Source organism: Amycolatopsis albispora (assembly GCF_003312875.1).
Taxonomy (GTDB): Bacteria; Actinomycetota; Actinomycetes; order Mycobacteriales; family Pseudonocardiaceae; genus Amycolatopsis; species Amycolatopsis albispora.
Genome location: NZ_CP015163.1, coordinates 1668932 through 1690234, shown reverse-complemented (window position 1 = coordinate 1690234; position 21303 = coordinate 1668932). Strand labels below are relative to the sequence as shown.

At 72.7% G+C, this 21303-nt stretch carries 3 protein-coding genes and 1 pseudogene; all 4 read right to left on the bottom strand.

The genetic code is table 11. The annotated features are described in order from the left end of the window. Positions 1-14 precede the first annotated feature (14 nt). Positions 15-3956 (bottom strand): annotated as a pseudogene (locus A4R43_RS08015) (type I polyketide synthase); the annotation flags it as partial. A 35-nt stretch (positions 3957-3991) separates the two neighbouring features. Beyond that, positions 3992-9343 carry a type I polyketide synthase gene (locus tag A4R43_RS08010; RefSeq protein ID WP_236808836.1) on the bottom strand — a complete coding sequence of 1784 codons (5352 nt, stop codon included), beginning with the start codon at positions 9341-9343 and terminating at the stop codon, positions 3992-3994. Beyond that, on the bottom strand, positions 9343-14166 hold the full coding sequence (locus A4R43_RS44540; RefSeq protein WP_418190838.1) for a type I polyketide synthase: 4824 nt from the start codon (positions 14164-14166) through the stop codon (positions 9343-9345). Before A4R43_RS44540 ends, A4R43_RS08010 begins: the two co-directional genes overlap by 1 nt. After that, on the bottom strand, positions 14163-21158 hold the full coding sequence (locus A4R43_RS08000) for a type I polyketide synthase (protein WP_472240952.1): 6996 nt from the start codon (positions 21156-21158) through the stop codon (positions 14163-14165). The genes A4R43_RS44540 and A4R43_RS08000 overlap by 4 nt, the downstream gene beginning before the upstream one ends. Between the last annotated feature and the right edge of the window lie 145 nt (positions 21159-21303).

Genomic DNA, 21303 nt, shown 5'->3' with positions numbered 1-21303 from the left:
TCCTCAGCTCGGCGTCAGCCGAGGTGGTTGTCGACGAGGTCGAACAGTTCGTCGTCGGTGGCGGAATCGAGGTCGTGGCCGGGTGGCGGGCCGTCGTGCTCGGCCAGCACTTCCCGCAGCCGGGCGAGCACCCGCACCCGCGGGCCGGAATCCGGCGGCAGCCCCGCCAGTTCCACGGTCAGCGCGTCGAACTCGGCCTCGAGATCACGTGCCCCGTCCGGCCGCAGCCGGGCGTGCAGGTGCGCGGCCAGCGCCGCCGGGGTCGGGTGGTTGAAGGCCAGCGACGCGGGCAGACGCAACCCGGTGGCCGCGCCGAGCCGGTTGCGCAGGTCGACCGCGGTCAGCGAGTCGAAGCCGAGGTCGGAGAACGGCAGTCCGGGTTCGACCGACTCGGGGGAATCGTGGCCCAGCACCGCGGCCACGTGCTCGCGCACGAGGTCCAGCACCACTTCCCCGGGTTCGCCGGCGGTGGCCAGCCGTTCGGCCAGCGAGGTGGTGCTCGCCCGCGCCCGGGTGGGCACTGGGCGGACCACCGCCTTCCCGGCCCGGACCCGCTCGGCCGCGGCCCGGACCTCGGCTTCCGCGAGCGGTACGCGGTCACACGCTTCGATCGTCGCGACCGTGGTGCCCGTGTTGTCGGTGATCAGCACGGACTCCGCGGAGATCCGGGCCCGGAGGGAGGTGGCGCCCGAAACGTGCAGGGTCAGGCCGCGGAAAGCGAGGGCGTCGGTCCCGGTCTGGAACACAGCGTCGAGCAGGGCCGGGTGCAGGGCGTAGTTTTCCGCGCTTTCCGTGGGCAGTTCTGCTTCGACGAAGGTCTCTCCATCGTGCTCCCACAGGTTCCGCACGCCGCGGAACGCCGGACCGTACTCCCGGCCGCGCTCGGCGAGACGATCGTAGAACTCGCCCACATCGACCGCGGTCGCGTTCGCCGGTGGCCACGGCAGCCCGGGGCCGGCGGCCGGTTCTGTGCTGTGTGCCAGGGTTCCGGTCGCGTGGCAGGTCCACTCCGGACCGTCGGCCAGGGAATGGACCGCGAACCGCCCGGCAGCATCAACGGTCAGCTGGAGCCGGAGCGCGCCCTCGGTGGGAAGCACCAGCGGTGTCCGCGGGAGCAGTTCCTCGACGACGTCGTATCCCGCCTGGTCGGCCGCCAGCACCGCGGCCTCGGCGAACAACGCTTCCGGGACCAGCACGGTGCCGAGCACCACCCGATCGGCGAGCCAGGGGTGGGACTCCAGCCCGAGGCGGCCGCTCAGCACCAACCCGCCGTCCGCTAGCCGCGTGAGCGCACCGAACACCGGGTGCTCGACCGGCTCCAGGCCGACCGCGGTGAGATCGCCCGCGGCGGAACCGGGGTCGAGCCAGAACCGGGTGTGCTGGAAGGCGTAGCCGGGCAGGTCGATGGTGGGCCCGTCCGGGAGCGAGCGCGTCCAGTCGACCGGCGCTCCGGCGACCCACGCTTCCCCCAGCGAGGTGAGGAAGCGGCGCGGGCCGCCGTCACCCCGGCGGAGCGTGCCCACCACGGCGGCTCCCTCGATCGCGGCGGTGAGCACAGGATGCGGGCTGACCTCGATGAACACCGGTTTGCCTGCCCGCGCGACGGCCTGGTCGAACCGGACCGGCTCACGCAGGTTCTGGTACCAGTACTCGGCGTCCAGCGTCGTCGTGTCGAGGAAATCCCCGGTCACAGCCGAGCAGAAGGGAAGGCGCGCGGCCGACGGCTGGATTCCGGACAGCACCTCCAGCAGGTGTTCGCGGAGGGACTCGACCTGCGGCGAGTGGGAGGCGTAGTCGACCGGGAGCCGCTTCACCCGGATCCCCGTCGCCTCGGCGGCGAGTTCGTCGAGCACCTCGGGGGTGCCGGAGACCACCACGGATTCGGGCCCGTTCACCGCGGCGACGTGCGCCCGATCGCCGATCCGCGCCCGGACTTCGTCCACCGGAGCGGCCATCGACAGCATGCCACCCGCACCGGACAGCTTCAGCAACGCCCGGCTGCGCAGGGCGACCACCTTCGCACCGTCCTCAAGCGACAACGCACCCGCGACACACGCGGCCGCGATCTCACCCTGCGAATGCCCCACCACCGCAGCGGGCTCAACCCCAAACGACCGCCACAACTCGGCCAGCGACACCATCACCGCCCACAACACGGGCTGCACCACATCAACCCGCTCCAGCAGACCTTCATCCGCCACCGCATCCAGCAACGACCACTCGACAAACGGCGACAACGCCTCCGCACACGCCGCCATCGACCCCGCAAAAACCGGCAGCTCCAGCAACTCCACCGCCATGCCCGCCCACTGCGCACCCTGACCGGGGAAGACAAAGGCGATCTCCGCACCCGTGCGTGCGCGGCCGCTGATCTCCGCGGAACCGGCGGCCACTTCGGCCAGGCCGCGCATCAACTCGTCACGGTCGGCGCCGAGCACCATCGCACGGTGCTCGTGCACCGAACGCTTGGTCACCAGCGAGCGGGCGACGGCAGCCGGGTCCGCGCCGTCCACAACGGACTGAAGGCGGTCCGCCTGAGCCCGCAGCGCTTCCTGCCCGCGAGCGGAGACGATCCACGGGATCAATCCGGGCGACGGCTCACCGGTCTCTCCGCCGTCCGCCGCCGGAGCCTGTTCCAGGATGACGTGGGCGTTGGTGCCGCTGACGCCGAAACCGGACACACCCGCCCGGCGCGGCCTGCCGGTTTCCGGCCACGGCACCGGCTCGGTCAGCAGCGAAACCGCACCACTGGCCCAGTCCACATGCGGCGTCGGTTCGTCCACGTGCAGCGTCTGGGGCAGCAAGCCGTGACGCATCGCCAGCACCATCTTGAGCACACCCGCCACGCCCGCGGCGGCCTGCGTGTGCCCGAGGTTCGACTTCACCGACCCCAGCCGCAGCGGCTGTTCGCGCCCTTGGCCGTAAGTCGCCAGCAAGGCCTGTGCCTCGATCGGATCGCCCAGGGTGGTGCCCGTGCCGTGTGCCTCCACGGCGTCGACCTCGTCCGGGGTCAGGCGCGCCTGGGCGAGCGCCTGCCGGATGACCCGCTCCTGCGACGGCCCGTTCGGCGCGGTCAACCCGTTCGAAGCACCATCGGAGTTGACCGCCGAGCCGCGGACCAGCGCCAGCACCCGGTGGCCGTTCCGCCGGGCGTCGGACAGCCGCTCGATCAGCAACATGCCCACACCCTCGGACCAGCCCGTGCCGTCGGCCGCCGCCGCGAACGGCTTGCACCGGCCGTCGGCCGCCAGCCCGCGCTGACGGCTGAACTCCAGGAACGTGCCCGGGGTGGCCATCACCGTCACCCCACCGGCCAGCGCGAGCGAGCATTCGCCCGAGCGCAGCGACCGGGCCGCCCAGTGCAACGCGACCAGCGAAGACGAGCACGCGGTGTCCACCGTCACGGCCGGGCCCTCCAGCCCGAACACGTACGCCACCCGGCCGGACGCCACGCTGCCCGCGCTGCCGTTGCCCAGGTAGCCCTGCAGTTCTTCGAGCCCGGCCGCGTCGGCGGGGGCGAGCGAGCTGTAGTCGTTGTGCATCAGGCCCGCGAACACGCCGGTCCGGCTGCCGCGCAGCGTCGCCGGGTCGATGCCCGCGTCCTCGAAGGCATGCCACGACGTCTCCAGCAGCAGCCGCTGCTGCGGGTCCATCGCCAGCGCCTCCCGCGGCGAGATGCCGAAGAACGCCGCGTCGAACCCGGCGGCGTCGTCGAGGAAACCGCCCTGGTGCACCACGCTTTGCTCGGTGTGCCCGGCCGTCCAGCCCCGGTCCTCCGGGAAGCCGGAGATCACGTCACCGCCGGCGGCCAGCAGCGACCACAGCTCGTCCGGCGTGCCGATCCCGCCGGGGAACCGGCAGGCCATGCCGACAATGGCGACCGGCTCGCGGTCCCGTTCCTCCAGCTCGCGAATCGTCAGCCGGGCTTCGTGCAGCTCACCGGAAACCCGCTTGAGGTATTCGCGGAGCTTCTCCTCGTTGGCCATGGCTCTCAGCGCCCCAGGTCGTTGTCGATGAAGGCGAAGACCTCGTCGTCGGTGGCGGCCGCCAGCCGATCGGCGGCCGAGGCTTCCCCGTCGCGCCGGGAGATCAGCCTCGCCAGCCGGGTGTCCACAATGGTCTGCGCGTCGGTGTCCAGCGCGGCCAGCTTCTCCGCCAGGCCGTCGAGTTCGGCGAGGATCGCCGCGACATCGGTCACCGGCTCCGGTGACAGGCGTGCCCGCAGTTCTCCGGCCAGTGCTTCCGGGGTCGGGTGGTCGAAAACCAGCGTCGCGGGCAGCCGCAGGCCAGTTGCGGTAGCGAGCCGGTTGCGCAGCTCGACGGCGGTCAGCGAGTCGAAGCCGAGATCGGAGAACGCCTTGCCCGGCTCGACCTCGCCGGCGGACACGTAACCGAGCACATCGACCGCCTGCGCCCGAACCACGTCCAGCAGCAGGCGCCGCTGGTCCTCTTCGGACAGTCCGGTGAGCCTGGCGGGGAGATCCACCGGTGCCTGTTCGCGGCGACGCGGGGCTTTCACCAGGCCGCGCAGCATCGCGGGCACCGCGCCCGGCCGCAGCCGGACCGCCGCCGGGTTCAACCGGATCGGCACCACCACCGGTTCCGGCCCGCGCAGGGCGGCGTCGAACAACGCGACGCCCTGCTCGGTGGTCAGCGGGCTGATCCCGGTGCGCTCCATGCGGTGCAGGTCGCCGTCGGTGAGCTGGGCGGTCATCGCGCTGCGCTCGGCCCACATGCCCCACGCGAGCGAGGTGCCGGGCAGCCCGCGGGCGCGGCGGTGGTGGACCAGCGCGTCCAGGAAGGCGTTGGCGGCCGCGTAGTTGGCCTGCCCCGGCGCACCCATGGTGGTGGCCGCCGAGGAGAACACCACGAACGCCGACAGGCCGAGGTCCCGGGTCAGCTCGTGCAGGGCGAGCGCGCCGTCCACCTTGGGGCCGAGCACCCGGTCGAACCGCTCGGGGGTCAGTGCTTCGAGCACCCCGTCGTCGACCACGCCCGCGGTGTGCACCACACCGGTCACCGGATGGTCCGCGAGCACCCTGGCCAGCGCGTCCCGGTCGGTGACATCACAGGCGGCCATGGTGACGTGCGCGCCGAGCGCCTCCAGGCCGGTCCGCAGTTCCGGCAGCTCACCGCGGCGGCTGACCAGCAGGAGCCGCCGCACCCCGTACTCGGTGACCAGGTGACGGGCGAACACCCCGCCCAGCACGCCCCCGGCGCCGGTCACCAGCACCGTGCCGTCCGCGCCGAACTCCGGTGGTGCCTCGGTGCCCGGCGACACCCTGGCCAGCCTGGGCACCAGCGGCTGCCCTTCCCGCAGTGCGACCTGAGGTTCGCCGAGCGCCGCCGCGGTCGGCAGCGCACGCGCCGAAGTGTCGTGGTCGTCGAGATCGACCAGGACGAACCGGTCGGGGTGTTCCGATTGCGCGGACCGGACCAGGCCCCAGATCGGGGCGGCTCGCAGGTCCGGCTGGTCACCGACCGCGTTCCGGGTGACCAGCACCAGCCTGCTCGCCGCGAACCGTTCCTCGGCCAGCCACGCGCACAGCAGTTCGTGGGTCTTCCCGAGTGCCGCGCGTACCGCCTCCGCGGTCTCCCCCGCCTGGTCCGCCGGGCAGGCGGCGTAGACGATGTCCGGAATGGACGGTTCGGCCGCCAGCGCGGCCAGGTCCGGACAGCGGGGGTGATCACCATCGAACAGCGCCTCACCCACGACCGCGATCGAGCCGGGAGCTTCCGCCGCGGCCGCTTCGATCCAGTCGACCCGGAACAGGGCGCCGTGGTCCTCACCGCGCACGGCGCCGAGCTGGGCCGCCGACACCGGCCGGGCCACCAGCGCCTCCACCGAGAGCACCGGCCGGCCGGTCGCATCCGCCAGCTCGGCGGTCACCGCGCCGGGACCCGACTGCTTCAACCGGACACGAACGGCGGCGGCACCCGGCTGGTGCAACGAAACCCCGGTCCACGAGAACGGCAGGCGAGCCCTGCCGTCAGCGGTGCCGTCCGGGTCGATCGCGACCGGGTGCAGTGCCGCGTCGAACAGGGCCGGATGCAAGCCGAACCGCCCGGCCTCCTCCTGCGTGTCGCCGGGAAGGTCCACTTCGGCGAAGGTTTCCGCACCACGGGTCCACACCGCCCGCAGGCCCTGGAACACCGGCCCGTACTGGTAACCCTGCTCGGTCAGGCGGTCGTAGAAGTCGCTCACGTCGACCGGCTGCGCACCGGCGGGCGGCCACTGGTCGGCCAACGGCTCGGGCAGCGGCGGCGCTTCCGCGAGCAGGCCGGTCGCGTGACGGGTCCAGGGCGCGTCATCGGTGCGGGAGTGCAGGCTGACCGGCCGGTTGCCCGCGTTGTCGGCGCCGCCGACGGTGAGCTGCACCTGCACCGCGCCGTTCTCGGGCAGCACCAGTGGCGTTTCCAGGGTGAGTTCCTCGACGCGACCGCATCCGGCCTCGGCGCCCGCGCGCAACGCCAGCTCGACGAGCGCGGTACCGGGCACAACCACGGTGCCGAGCACGGTGTGGTCGGCCAGCCAGGCATGGGTGGCCAGCGACAGGCGGCCGGTCAGCACCAGGCCGTCACCTTCGGCGAGGCCGACGATCGTGTCGAGCACGGGGTGCACTTCTTCGCCGCCGTGCGCGGACGGCCGGTCCAGCCAGTAGCGCTGCCGCTGGAAGGCGTAGGTGGGCAGCTCGACCCGTCGCGCGCCGGGGAACGCGGGCGTCCAGTCCACCTCGATGCCCTGCACGTTTGCCTCGGCCAGCGAGGTCAGCATCCGGGACAGGCCGCCGTCGTCACGCCGGAGCGTGCCCACGACCGCGGCGTCGCCGTCCGTCTCCTGCAACGCGGTGACCAGCACCGGATGCGGGCTGACCTCGACAAACGCGCGGTTGCCCTGGGCGAGCAGGCCACGGGTGGCCGGCTCGAACAACACGGTCTGCCGGAGGTTGCGGTACCAGTACCCGGCGTCGAGTTCACCGGTGTCGATCACGGTGCCGGTGACCGCCGAGCAGAACGGGATCTTGCCCGGCCGGGGCGTGATGTCCGCCAGGACTTCGAGCAGGTGCTCGCGGATCGACTCGACCTGTGGTGAGTGCGAGGCGTAGTCCACGGGGATCCGCTTCGCGCGAATGTCTTCGGCGGCACAGGATTCGACCAGTGCATCCAGCGCGTCCAGCTCGCCGGAAACGACCACCGAGGCGGGTCCGTTGACCGCCGCGACCGAAATCCGATCGTCGATCCGCTCCCGCACCTCCGCCTCCGGCAGGGCCACCGACACCATGCCGCCACCACCGGACAACTTCAACAACGCCTTGCTCCGCAGCGCCACCACCTTCGCACCATCCTCAAGCGACAACCCACCCGCCACACACGCCGCCGCGATCTCACCCTGCGAATGACCCACCACCGCCGCCGGCTCCACCCCAAACGACCTCCACACCTCAGCCAGCGACACCATCACCGCCCACAACACCGGCTGCACCACATCAACCCGCCCCAACAAACCCCCATCCCCCAGCACATCAAACAACGACCACTCAACAAACGGCGACAACGCCTCCCCACACGCCCCCATCGACCCCGCAAACACCGACGAAACGCCCAGCAACTCCACCGCCATACCCGCCCACTGCGCACCCTGACCGGGAAAGGCGAAGACCACGCCGTCCCTGACGAGCGCCCTGCCGGTGGTCACCCCGGGTCCCGGTGTGCCGTCGGCAATCGCGCGCAGCCCGCGCAGCAGTTCCTCACGGTTCGCGCCGACGACCACCGCGCGGTCCTGGTGCAGCGAGCGGGTGGTGGCCAGCGACAGCCCGACATCCGCCACACTCGCCTCGGTGTCCACTTCGGACGCCAGCCGGTCGGCCTGTGCGCGGAGGGCGGCCGGTCCCTTGCCGGACAGCACCCACGGGACCACCACTGGTACCGGTCCGGCAGCAGGCGTTTCCTCGACCGGCGCCTGTTCCAGCACCACGTGCGCGTTGGTGCCGCCGAGCCCGAAGCCGGACACGCCCGCCCGGCGCGGCCTGCCGGTTTCCGGCCACGGCACCGGCTCGGTCAGCAGCGACACCGCACCACTGGACCAGTCCACGTGCGGCGTCGGCTCGTCCACGTGCAAGGTCTTCGGCAGCACGCCGTGCCGCATCGCGAGCACCATCTTCATCACTCCGGCCACCCCGGCCGCGGCCTGTGTGTGCCCCAGGTTCGACTTCACCGACCCCAGCCACAGCGGATCACCCGACCTGCCCCGCCCGTACGTCGCGAGCAACGCCTGCGCCTCGATCGGGTCGCCCAGAGTGGTGCCCGTGCCGTGTGCCTCCACCGCGTCCACATCCACAGTGGACAGACCGGCGTTCGCCAGTGCCGCCCGGATCACGCGCTCCTGCGACGGGCCGTTCGGCGCCGTCAGCCCGCTCGACGCACCGTCGGAATTCGCCGCGGAACCACGCACCACGGCCAGCACCGGGTGCCCGTTCCGCTGGGCGTCGGACAGCCGTTCCAGCAGCAGCACCCCCACGCCCTCGGCCAGGCCCATGCCGTCGGCCGACGCGGCGAACGCACGGCAACGCCCATCGCGCGCGAGCACGCGGAGCCTGCTGAACCCGGTGAACTCGCCGGGAGTCGCCATCACCGCCGTGCCACCGGCGAGCGCCAGCGAGCATTCACCCGACCGCAGCGACCGGGCCGCCAGGTGCAGCGCCACCAGCGACGACGAGCACGCGGTGTCGATGGTCAGCGCGGGCCCGGTCAGGCCGAGCACGTACGCCACCCGGCCGGAAACCACGCTGGGCGCGGTCCCACTGACCACATAGGACGCGAGATCGTTCGAGGTCTGCGCGGCCATCGAGGTGTACTCCTGGCCGCTGCAGCCGACAAAAACCCCGGTGCTGCTGCCGTTCAGCGTCGCCGGATCGATCCCGGCGCGCTCGAACGCCTCCCAGGAGGTCTCCAGCACCAGCCGCTGCTGCGGATCGGTCGCGAGCGCCTCGCGCGGCGAGATGCCGAAGAACGCCGGATCGAAGTCCGCGGCGCCTTCGATGAATCCGCCTTCGCGGACGTAGGAGGTGCCCGGCCGGTCCGGGTCGGGATCGTAGAGCCCGTCCACGTCCCAGCCGCGGTCACGCGGGAACCCGGTGACCGCGTCACGGCCGGCCGAAACCAGCTCCCACAGCTCGTCCGGGCTGGTCACGCCGCCGGGGAACCGGCAGCTCATCGCCACGATCGCGATCGGCTCGCGGTCCCGCGCCTCGGCTTCACCGAGCTGCCTGCGGGTCTGCCGCAGCTCGCCGGTCATCCACTTGAGGTGGTCGAGAAGTTTCGCTTCGGTCATCTTGTCGGCCATCAGGACTTCCCGAATTCTTTTTCGATGAGGTCGAACATCTCGTCCGCGCTCGCCTGCTCCAGCCCGTCGAACTCGCCGGGTGGCGCCGGTGCGCCGGTCCATTCCGCCGCCAGCGCGGCCAGTCGCGCGCCGATGGCCGCCCGGTCCGCTTCACCGGCGGGCAGCTGGGCGAGGGTGCGTTCCAGGTTCGCGATCTCGGCCAGCGCCGCGTCCGGATCGGCACCGGCGTCCCGCGCCAGTTCGGCGCACACGTGCGTGCTGATCGCGGCCGGGCTCGGGTGGTCGAAGATCAGCGTGCTGGAGAGCCGGAGCCCGGTCGCCGAACCGAGCCGGTTCCGCAGTTCGAGCGCGGTGATCGAATCGAAGCCGATGTCCATCAGGCCCCGGTTCTCGTCGATGTCGAGTGGCGAGCCGTGGCCCAGCACAGCCGCCGCGTGCGTGCGCACGACCTCCAGCACAGCGCGGTACCGCTCGGCCTCCGGCATCGCGGCCAGCCGCCCGGCCAGCTTCGCCGCCTCCCCCTCGACCGCGGCCCGATCGGCTTCGGCGGCTTCCAGGAAACGGCGTGCCTCGGGCATTTCGGCCAGCAACGGGCTCGGGCGCACCGAGGTCAGCACCGAGGCGAACGCGGGCCAGTCGATCTCGGCGACGGCCACGTAGGTGTCGTCGAGATCGAGTGCCTGGCGGAGGCCGCTCAGCGCGACACCCTGGTCCATCGCGGGCAGGCCTTGGCGTCGCAGGCGTTCGTTGCGGGTTTCGCGGCGCGCGGCCTCGGCGGGATCGGCGTCGTTGGCCGCGTCCCACACCCCCCAGCCGACCGAGGTGGCGGGCAGGCCACGACCGCGCCGGTGCACCGCGAGCGCGTCGAGATAGGCGTTGGCGGCGGCGTAGGCGCCGTGGTCGCCGCTGCCCCAGAGCGCGGCGATCGACGAGAACGACACAAAGCGCTCGACGGGATGGCCTTCGAGCAGTTCGTCCAGGTGCCGCGCGCCGGTCACCTTCGCGGCCATCACCTCGGCGAGGTCTTCGGGAGTCAGCTCGGCGAGCGGTGCCAGCCGGATCACCGCCGCCGCGTGGATCACCGTCCGCACGCGGAGGCCGTCGAGCAGGGTGGCCAGCGCGTCGCGGTCGGTCACGTCGCAGGCGGCGGGGATTAGTTCGACGCCGCGCTCGGCCAGTTCGGCGGTCAGCTCGGCCGCGCCGGGAGCGTCCGGCCCGCGGCGGCTGGTGAGCACCACGTGCCGGGCGCCCTGGTCGGCCAGCCAGCGCACGATGTGCGGGCCGAGCCCGCCCGACGCGCCGGTCACCAGCACGGTGCCGGACGCGTCCCAGGGTTCGGCGGCGTCACCGCCGGGCCGCCGGACCATCCGGCGCGCGGACAGCCCCGCCGGGCGAATGGCGAGCTGGTCCTCCCCCGTTCCGGCCAGTGCCAGGCACATGCGCTGCCAGGTCCGCTCGTCCGGCTCTTCGGGAAGGTCGATCAGCCCGCCCCAGCGGTCCGGGTGCTCCAGCGCGGCCACCCGGCCGAGCCCCCAGACTGGCGCCTGGTCCGGCCGCCGCAAGTGGTCACCGGGGCCGGTGGAGACCGCGCCCCGGGTCAGGCACCACAGCGGCGCGGGCACCCCGGCGTCGCCGAGCGCCTGCACCAGCGCGAGCGTCTCGGGCAGGCCACCGTCTTCGGCCAGTCCCAGCAGGGACAGCACGCCGCTGATCTCGCCGGCCTGCGCGAGCGCTTCGGACAGCCGCCGCGCCAGTACCGCGCGATCGCCCACGTCCAGCGGGAGGACCCGGACCCCGTGCTCGTCCAATGCGCGGACGCAGGCATCGGTGAGCGCGCCGGCTTCGTGTGTCACCACGATCCAGGTGCCGCCCAGCGCACCCGACGGCTCGGCGACCGGCTTCCACGCCACGCCGTACCGCCAGGAGTCCACTTCGGACACCTCACGCCGCCGGCGGTGCCACGCCGACAACGCGGGCAGCACCTCGGTCAGCGGTGCCTGCTCGCCGACCCGCAACGCGGCGGCGACCTCACACACGTCCTCGTCCGCGATGAGCCGCCAGAAGCGGTCGTCCACCTGGTCGCGGTCGGCCCCGCCGTCTGCGGACCACCAGTACCGCTTGCGCTGGAAGGCGTACGTCGGCAGGTCCACCGGGGTGGCCGTGGTGAACAGCGCGGGCCAGTCCACCCGGGCGCCGTGCACGCAGGCTTCCGCGAGCGAGCGCAGGAACCGCTCGGCACCGCCCTGGTCCCGGCGCAGCGAGCCCAGCGCCACCGCGCCAGTGCCCTCGGCGGTCTCGCGAAGGCCACCGGACAGGATCGGATGCGGGCTGACTTCCACGAACACGCCGTTGCCCGCGTCGATCAGCTCGCGGGCGGCGTCCTCGAACCGCACCGTTTCCCGGAGGTTGTGGTACCAGTACTCGCCGGTCAGCTCGGTGCCGTCGAGCCACTTCCCGGTCACCGTGGACAGGAACGGCACGTCGGCGGGTTTCGGCTCGATCCCGGCGAGCGTGCTCAGCAGGGTCTCGCGAATGGTGGCGACCTGCACGGAGTGCGAGGCGTAGTCAACCTCCACCCGCCGGGCCCGCACGCCCTCGGCCTCGCAGGCGGCCAGCAGTTCGGTGAGGGCGTCGGCCGCGCCGGAGACCACCACGGAGGCCGGGCCGTTGACCGCGGCGATCGACAGCTGCTCACCCCACGGTGCGATCCGCTCGCGCACCCGCTCGAGCGGTTCGGTCAGCGAAACCATGCCGCCCCGCCCGGAGAGCACGCCGAGCGCCTGGCTGCGCAGGGCGACCACCTTGGCGCCGTCGTCCAGGGTCAGCGCGCCCGCGACGCAGGCCGCCGCGATCTCACCCTGGGAATGCCCCAGCACGGCGGCGGGCTCGACCCCGCACGCGCGCCACAACGCGGCCAGCGACACCATCACCGCCCACAACGCGGGCTGGACCACGTCGACCCGTTCCAGCATCGACGCGTTCGACAGCACCTCGGGCAGCGACCAGTCGACGAACGGGTCCAGCGCGTCGGCACAGGACCGCATCGATTCGGCGAAAACCGGTGAGGCGTCGATCAGCTCCAGCGCCATGCCCGGCCACTGCGCGCCCTGACCGGGGAACACAAAAACCACGCCGTTCCTGGTGCCGACCGCGCCTTCGACCACCCCGGTGCCCGGCAGGCCGTCCGCGATCTCCCGCAGCCCGCGCCGGAACCCGTCCAGGTCCTCGGCCAGCACCACGGCCCGGTTGGCGTGGGCGGACCGGGTCGCGGCCAGCGACCAGCCGACGGCCGCGAGCTCGATCTCCGGTCGTGCGGTCAGGTGCGTGAGCAGGCGGCCGGCCTGGGCACGGAGCGCGTCCTCACCGCGGCCCGAGAGCAGCCAGGGAATGGTGTGGGAAGCGAGAACGGGCTGCGCGGCGGGAGCCGGTTCGGCAGCGTCTTCCGCCGATTCCTGTTCGAGGACGACGTGCGCGTTCGTCCCGCTGATGCCGAACGAGGACACCGCCGCGCGCCGCGTCCGGCCGGCGGGCCAGGGCATCGGCTCCACCGGCAGCCGGACCGCACCCGAAGGCCAGTCCACGTGCGGGGTGGGCTCGTCGACGTGCAGGGTTTGCGGCACCACCCCGTGCCGCAGCGCGAGCACCGACTTGATCACCCCGGCGATCCCGGCGGCGGCCTGCGTGTGCCCGATGTTCGACTTCACCGAGCCGAGCCACAGCGGCCGCCCGTCCGGCCGGTCGGCACCGTAGGTGTTCAGCAGCGCGCCCGCTTCGATCGGGTCGCCGAGCCGGGTCCCGGTGCCGTGTGCTTCCAGCAGGTCGATGTCCGAAGTGGACAGCTGCGCCGCGGCGAGCGCCTGCCGGATGACCTGCTCCTGCGAGTTCCCGTTGGGCGCGGTGAACCCGTTGGAGGCGCCGTCGGAGTTGACCGCCGAACCGCGGAGGACGGCCAGCACCCGGTGCCCGTTGCGCCGGGCGTCGGAGAGCCGTTCGACCAGCACGGCACCGACGCCCTCGGCCATCGCCGTGCCGTCCGCCGCGGCCGCGAACGACTTGCACCGGCCGTCGGCGGCCAATCCGCGCTGGCGGGAGAACTCCACGAAGATGGCCGGGCTGGCCATCACCGACACGCCGCCCGCGAGCGCCAGCGAGCATTCACCCGAGCGCAGCGCTTGCGCCGCCAGGTGCAGTGCGACCAGCGAAGACGAGCAGGCCGTATCCACGGTGACCGCCGGTCCTTCGAAGCCGAAGGTGTAGGCGACCCGGCCGGAGACCACGCTGGCCGCGCTCCCGGTCGCCACGTAGCCCTCGGCGCCGCCCGAGGCATCCATCAGCGAGGTGTAGTCACCGCCGTTGGTCCCGGCGAACACGCCGGTCCGGCTGCCCCGCAGCGTCTCGGGATCGATGCCCGCGTGCTCGAACACCTCCCACGACGTCTCCAGCAGCAGCCGCTGCTGCGGGTCCATCGCCACCGCCTCGCGGGGTGAGATGCCGAAGAAGCCGGCGTCGAATTCGGTGGTGTCGTCGAGGAAACCGCCCTGGCGCACGTAGCTCTTGCCCGCGCGGTCCGGATCCGGGTCGTACAGCGCGGGATCCCAGCCGCGGTCGATCGGGAAGTCCGTGATCGCGTCGCCGCCTTCGGACACCAGCCGCCAGAGGTCCTCCGGCGAGCGCACCCCGCCGGGGAACCGGCAGGCCATGCCGACGATGGCGATCGGTTCCCGCTGCCCGGCTTCGGCCTCGGCCAGCCTGCGGCGGACCTGCCGCAGGTCGGCGGTCACCCGCTTCAGATAGCTCAGTAGCTTCTTGTCTTCTGTCATCAGGACCTGCCGAGCTCTTGATCGATGATTGCGAAGATGTCCTCTTCGGACGCGGACTCCAGGAACTCGTCGTCTTCGGGTGGCGGGCCTTCGCACCGGTGCAGCAGGGCACGCAGCCGCGTGACGACTGCTGGATCGACATCGCTGCCGTCACCGAGCGCCGCTTCGAGCCTGTCCAGCTCGGCGGGTACGGGCGAGGCGGCGGGCGCCAGTTCGGTGCGCAGGAACCGCGCCAGTGCCGCCGGGGTCTGGTGGTTGAAGACCAGCGTCGCGGGCAGCCGGAGCCCGGTCACGCGGTTCAGCCGGTTGCGGATCTCCACCGCGGTCACCGAGTCGAAGCCGAGTTCGGTGAACGGCCGGGTGACGGCGAGCTCGCCGGGGGTGGCGTAACCGAGCACGGCGGCCACGTTCTCCCGCACCGCCTCCAGCAGCAGCCGGTCGCGCTCGGCCGCGGACGCCGACGCCAGGCGCTCCACCAGTGGTGCGGTCTGCTCGGTGCCGCGCTCGGCGGTCGCTTCGGCGAGTTCGCGGACCTCCGGGATCTCGTCGAGCGCGGGCGCGGGCCTGGTCGCGGTGAAGGCGACGGCGAACCGCTCCCACTCGATGTCGGCCACCACCAGTGCGGTTTCGCCGGTTTCGAGGGCCTGCCGCAGCGCGGTCGTGGCGAGGTCCGGGGCCATCGCGGGCACGCCGTGACGGCGCAGGACCTCCCCGACCGAGGACAGTTCGGCCATGCCACCGTCGGCCCACGCACCCCAGGCGACCGAGGTCGCCGGCAAGCCCTGTGCCCGCCGCCAATGCGCGAAGGCGTCCAGGAAAGCGTTGCCCGGCGCGTAGTTCCCCTGCCCGGCGGCGCCGAACGTGCCCGCCGTGGAGGAGAACAACACGAACGCGGAGAGGTCGGCGTCCTTGGTCAGCTCGTGCAGGTGGACGGCCGCGTCCGCCTTGACGCTCAGCGCGTGGCCGAGCTGTCCGGGGGTGAGCGCGTCCACCATCGCGTCGTCGAGAACGGCGGCGGTGTGGAAGATCCCGGTCAGCGGCTGCTCCGCCGGGATCGAGCCGAGCAGATCCGCCAGTGCCTCGCGGTCCGAGACGTCGCACGAGGCGATGGTGACCTTCGCGCCGAGCCCGGTCAGCTCGGCTTCGAGTTCCCCGGCTCCCGGCGCCGCCGGACCGCGGCGGCTGACCAGCAGCAGGTGCTCGGCACCACTGCGGGCGAGCCAGCGAGCGACCTGGGCGCCGAGCGCGCCGGTGCCACCGGTGATGAGCGAGGTGCCCGCCGGACGCCAGTCGCGGCGGGCGGCACCCTGGTCCAGTGGAGCGCGGACGAGGCGGCGGGCGAGCAGCCGGCCACCGCGGACGGCCACCTGGTCCTCGGGTGCCGGAGCGCCGAGCGCGAGTTCGATGGACCGTTCGTCGAGCACGTCCGGGAGGTCGATGAGCCCGCCCCAGCGGTCGGGGTGTTCGAGGCCGACCACCCGGCCGAAGCCCCAGACCAGCGCCTGCCGGGGATTGCGCACCGGGTCCCGGTGCCCGGCCGAAACCGCGGACCGGGTCACCGCCCAGATCGGGGCCGGTGCGCCCAGCTCACCGAGCAGTTGCACCAGGCCGAGGGTGTTGGCGAAACCGGTGTGCTCGTCGGCGGCGAGCAGCGAGACCACGGCGCTCACCGGGCCGTCCGCCAGCGCCTCGCGGAAGCGTTCCGCGAACCGGCCGTCGTGCTCCACCGTGGTCAGCTCGCCGTGGTTCGCGAGGCCGCGGACGCAGGCGGACACCCACGGGTCGTCGGCGAACCCGGACGGGACCACGGCGATCCGGCGTCCCGGCTCGGGCGGCTCCGCGCGAACCGGCCGCCAGCGGACCCGGTACCGCCAGCTGTCCACAGTGGATTGGACCTGCCGGTTGCGGCGCCAGTCCGCGAGGAACGGCAGCAGTTCACTCAGCGCGTCGCGTGGGTCCGCGCCGTTGACCCGCAGTGCTCCGGTCAGTTCGTCGAGGTCACCGCGTTCGACGGCGGACCAGAACTCGTCGTCGGCCGCCGCGGTCGCCGCCGGGGTGGCGGGCGCGTCGAGCCAGAAGCGCTGCCGCTGGAAGGCGTAGGTGGGCAGGTCCACGCGCCCGGCACCGGGGAAGATCCGGTCCCAGCGGGGTTCGGCGCCATGGACGTGGGCCTCGGCGAGGGACCGCAGGAACCGGTCGAGCCCGCCTTGGTCCCGGCGCAGCGTGCCGATCGCCGCCTCGGCGGTTTCCTGGAGGCTCGGCACGAGCACCGGGTGCGGGCTGACTTCGAGGAAAACCCCGTGCCCCTGCTCGGCGAGCTTCCGCACGACTTCGTCGAACCGGACGGTCTCGCGCAGGTTCCGGTACCAGTACCGGGCATCCAGCTCGCCGACGGGCTCGCCGGTCACCGTGGAGAGGAACGGCACGGCCGGGGCCTGGGACGGGATCTCACCCAGCACGGTGAGCAGTTCGTCTTCGATCGCGGTGACCGCCGGAGAATGCGAGGCGTAGTCCACCGGAATCCGGCGGGCACTGATCTCCTCGGCGGCGAATTCGGCGATCAGCTCGTCCAGCGCGTCGGCCGGGCCGGACACCACCACGGAGGCGGGTCCGTTGACCGCCGCGACCGAAATCCGGTCGTCGATCCGCGCCCGCACCTCCGCCTCCGGCAACGCCACCGACACCATGCCGCCACCACCGGACAACTTCAACAACGCCTTGCTCCGCAGCGCCACCACCTTCGCACCATCCTCAAGCGACAACACACCCGCCACACACGCCGCCGCGATCTCACCCTGCGAATGACCCACCACCGCCGCCGGCTCCACCCCAAACGACCGCCACACCTCAGCCAGCGACACCATCACCGCCCACAACACCGGCTGAACCACATCAACCCGCCCCAACAAACCCCCATCCGCCAGCACATCAAGCAACGACCACTCAACAAACGGCGACAACGCCTCCGCACACGCCCCCATCGACCCCGCAAACACCGACGAAACGCCCAGCAACTCCACCGCCATACCCGCCCACTGCGCACCCTGGCCGGGGAACACAAAAACCGGCCGTTCTCCCGCGGTGGTAGCGGAAACCACGTTCGGCGCGGGTGTGCCCGCCGCCAGCGCGCGGAGTCCTCGCAGCAGGTCGTCCACATCGGAGCCCAGCACGACCGCGCGGTGGGACAGGTGTGACCTGGTGGTAGCCAGCGAGTAACCGACGTCCGCCGGGCTCAGGCCGGGACGGTCCGCGAGGTGCACCGCCAGCCGTTCGGCCTGCGCGCGCAACGCGGCCTCGTTCGCTCCCGAGATCGGCCAGAACACCGGGCCTTCGCTGACCACGGGCACGCGTTCCGGTTCCGCCGGTGCCTGCTCCAGCACCAGATGCGCGTTGGTGCCGCTGATGCCGAACGACGAGACCGCGGACCGGCAGGGGCGCTCGGTTTCCGGCCACGGCTCGGCTTCGGTCAGCAGCGACACCGCACCACTGGACCAATCGACGTGCGGCGTCGGCTCGTCCACGTGCAAGGTCTTCGGCAGCACGCCATGCCGCATCGCCAGCACCATCTTCACCACGCCGGCCACCCCGGCGGCGGCCTGCGTGTGCCCGAGATTGGACTTCACCGAACCCAGTCGCAGCGGCTGTTCGCGCCCTTGGCCGTAGGTCGCCAGCAAGGCCTGCGCCTCGATCGGATCACCCAAGGTGGTGCCCGTGCCGTGTGCCTCCACCGCATCGACGTCCACAGTGGACAAACCAGCGTTCGCCAGCGCCGCCCGGATCACCCGCTCCTGCGATGGCCCGTTCGGGGCCGTCAGCCCGTTCGAAGCACCATCCGAATTCACCGCGGAACCCCGCACCACCGCCAGCACCGGATGACCGTTCCGCCGCGCATCCGACAACCGCTCGACCACCAGCATCGCCACGCCTTCGGACATCGCGGTGCCGTCCGCGCCCGCCCCGAAGGACTTGCACCGGCCGTCCGGAGCGAGCCCGCGCTGGCGGCTGAACTCGACGAACGTGCCCGGCGTCGACATCACCGACACCCCGCCCGCGACCGCGAGCGAGCATTCCCCGTGCCGCAGCGCCTGCGCGGCCAGGTGCAGCGCCACCAGCGACGACGAGCAAGCCGTGTCCACCGTCAGCGCGGGACCTTCGAGCCCCAGCGCATACGCCACCCGGCCCGACGCGACACTGGCCGCGCTGCCGTTGCCGAGATAGCCCTCGAACTCGGCGGGACCGTCCGGCCGCATCAGCAGCCGGGCGCCGTAGTCGTTGTACATCACCCCGGCGAACACGCCGGTTTGGCTGCCTTGCAGGGAAAGCGGGTCGATCCCGGCTCGTTCGATCGCCTCCCACGAGGTCTCCAGCAACAACCGCTGCTGCGGGTCCATGCTGAGCGCCTCGCGCGGCGAAATGCCGAAGAAGCCCGCGTCGAACTCGGCGGCGTCGTGCAGGAAGCCGCCTTCACGCACGTAGGACCGCCCCGTCCGCTCGGGGTCGTTGTCGAAGAGTTCGTCGAGGTTCCAGCCGCGGTCAGCGGGGAACTCCGAGAAGCCGTCACGGCCGTCGGTGAGCAGTTCCCAGAGGGCCTCGGGTGAGTCCACCCCACCGGGGAACCGGCACGCCATGCCGACGATCGCCACCGGTTCGTCGGTGGCGCCGGAGGCGGGCGCGGTGGTGGTCACCGACTCCAGGCCGAGCAGTTCACCGCGGAGGAAGCGGGCGAGCGCACGCGGGGTCGGGTGGTCGAAGACCATGGTCGCGGGCAGGCGCAGGCCGGTCGCGCCGTTGAGCCGGTTGCGCAGCTGGACGGCGGTGAGCGAGTCGAAGCCCAGCTCGGCGAAACGGGCTTTCTCCTCGACCGCGTCCCGGGCGGCATGACCGAGCACGGCGGCGGCTTCGGTGCGCACCAGGTCGAGCAGGAGCTGCTCACGCCGGGATTCCGGGGCCGCGGCCAGTTCGGTGCGGAGTGAGGAGGTGGCGGGCGTGTTGCCCGCGCTCGGCCGGGCCGGCCCGCGGAACAGGCCGCGGAAGATCGCCGGGAGCGTGCCCGCCTTGGCCTGGGCGCGCAACGCGGACGCGTTCAGGCGGACCGGGACGAGGGCCGCTTCCGGGTGCGCGCAGGCCGCGTCGAACAACGCGAGCCCTTCGTCGGCGGGCAGCGGCTCCACCCCGGAACCGGTGATCCGGCGCAGTTCGCCGTCGTCGAGGTGCCCGGTCATGCCGCCGCGCTCGGCCCACAGCCCCCAGGCCAGCGACAGGCCGGGCAGGCCGCGTGCCCGCCGGTGCGCGGCCAGCGCGTCCAGTGCCGCGTTGGCGGCGGCGTAGTTCGCCTGCCCCGGCGCGCCGAAGGTGGCCCCGGCGGAGGAGAACACGATGAACGCCGACAGCGGCCGGTCCGCGGTCAGCTCGTGCAGGTGGATCGCGGCGTCGGCTTTCGGGCGCAGGACCGCGCTGAGGCGTTCGGGGGTCAGCGCGCCCACCACGCCGTCGTCGAGCACGCCGGCCAGGTGCAGCACGCCGGTGAGCGGGTGCGTGGCCGGAATGGCGTCGATCAGGTCTGCGACGGCGGCGCGGTCGGCCATGTCGCAGGCGGCCATGGTGACGTTCGCGCCCAGTGCGGTCAGCTCGGCTTCCAGCTCCGGGGCGCTGCCGCGGCGACCGGCCAGCACGAGGTGCCGGACCCCGTGCTCCCGCACCAGGTGCCGGGTGATCAGCCTGCCCAGGGTGCCGGTGGCGCCGGACAGCAACACCGTGCCGTCGGGGTCGAATGCGACTCCGCCGGATCCGGTGGTCCTGGCCAGCCTGGGCACGTGGACCCGGTCACCACGGATCGCCAGCTGCGGTTCGCCGGACGCGACCGCCGCGAGCACTGCCGCTTCGGTGGTGTTCTCGTCGGCGTCGACCAGGACAAAGCGATCCGGGTTCTCGGCCTGCGCCGACCGGACCAGGCCCCAGACCGCGGCGCGGGCCACATCCGGTTCCTCGTCCCCGATCGCGACGGCACAGCGGGTGACCAGCACCAGCGAGCCGGGTCGGTCCTCGGTGAGCCACGACTGCACCAGGCCGAGCGCCTCGGACGCGGCTTCGTGCGTGGCCTCGATCAGGTCGCCGCCGGCCCGCGGCAGCCAGACGACCTCCGCGTCCGGCGCGGCGGCCGCCGGGACCACCGGCATGGGTGCCCACTCGACGCGGTAGAGCGATTCGGCCCCCGTGCTCAGTGCTTCCGGGGTCAGCGGGCGCAGGGTGAGTGAGTCCACTGTGGTCACCGGGCGGCCGGTGGCGTCCGTCGCCGTCAAGGCGAGCACGCCGGGCGCGCTGGGGGTGAGGCGCACGCGCAGCTTGTCGGCGCCCGAGGCGTGCAGGGTGACGCCGTTCCAGGAGAACGGCAGCCGCGGTTCGGTGTTGTCGTCGGTGACGACCAGTGCGTGCAAGGCGGCGTCGAGCAGGGCGGGGTGCACACCGTACGCGGCCGCGTCGGTGGTTTCGGGCCGCAGCGCCACCTCGGCGAAGATCTCCTCGCCGCGCCGCCAGACCGCCTGCACGCCTTGGAAGACCGGGCCGTACCGCAGGCCGCGTTCGGCCAGCCCGTCGTAGAAGCCCTCGAGGTCGACGGCTTCGGCGTTCGGCGGCGGCCATTCACCCGGCGACGCCGGGGTGGTCGCGCCCGGCGAGACCGTGCCGGTGGCGTGGCAGGTCCACGGTTCGTCCTCGCGGCGGGAATGCAGTTCGACCGGACGCCGTCCGGTCTCGTCCGCCGCACCGACGACCACCTGCACCTGCACGGGATCGGCCACCGGAAGCGGTGCCTGGAGCACCAGTTCGCCGACCCGGCCGCAGCCCACCTGGTCCGCTGCCCTGATCACCATTTCCAGCAGGGCGGTGCCCGGCACGATCGCCGTGTCGCGGACCGCGTGCTCGGCCAGCCACGGGTGCGACGTGAGCGAAAGGCGCCCGGTGAGCAGGCAGCCGTCGCCGTCGGCGAGCGCGACCATCGCACCCAGCAGCGGGTGGTCCGGCGACCGCAGTCCGGCCGAGCCGAGGTCACCGGCCGTGGCCGGGCCCGCGTCGAGCCAGTAGTGCTGCCGCTGGAAGGCGTAGGTGGGCAGCTCGACCGGCCGGGCGCCCGGGAAGGCCGCC

Coding starts and splice junctions, on each gene's coding strand:
- A4R43_RS08010 (WP_236808836.1), bottom strand. CDS start 9,343: ATGGCCGACAAGATGACCGAAGCGAAACTTCTCGACCACCTCAAGTGG.
- A4R43_RS08000 (WP_472240952.1), bottom strand. CDS start 21,158: ATGGTCGCGCTCGCCGACGGCGACGGCTGCCTGCTCACCGGGCGCCTT.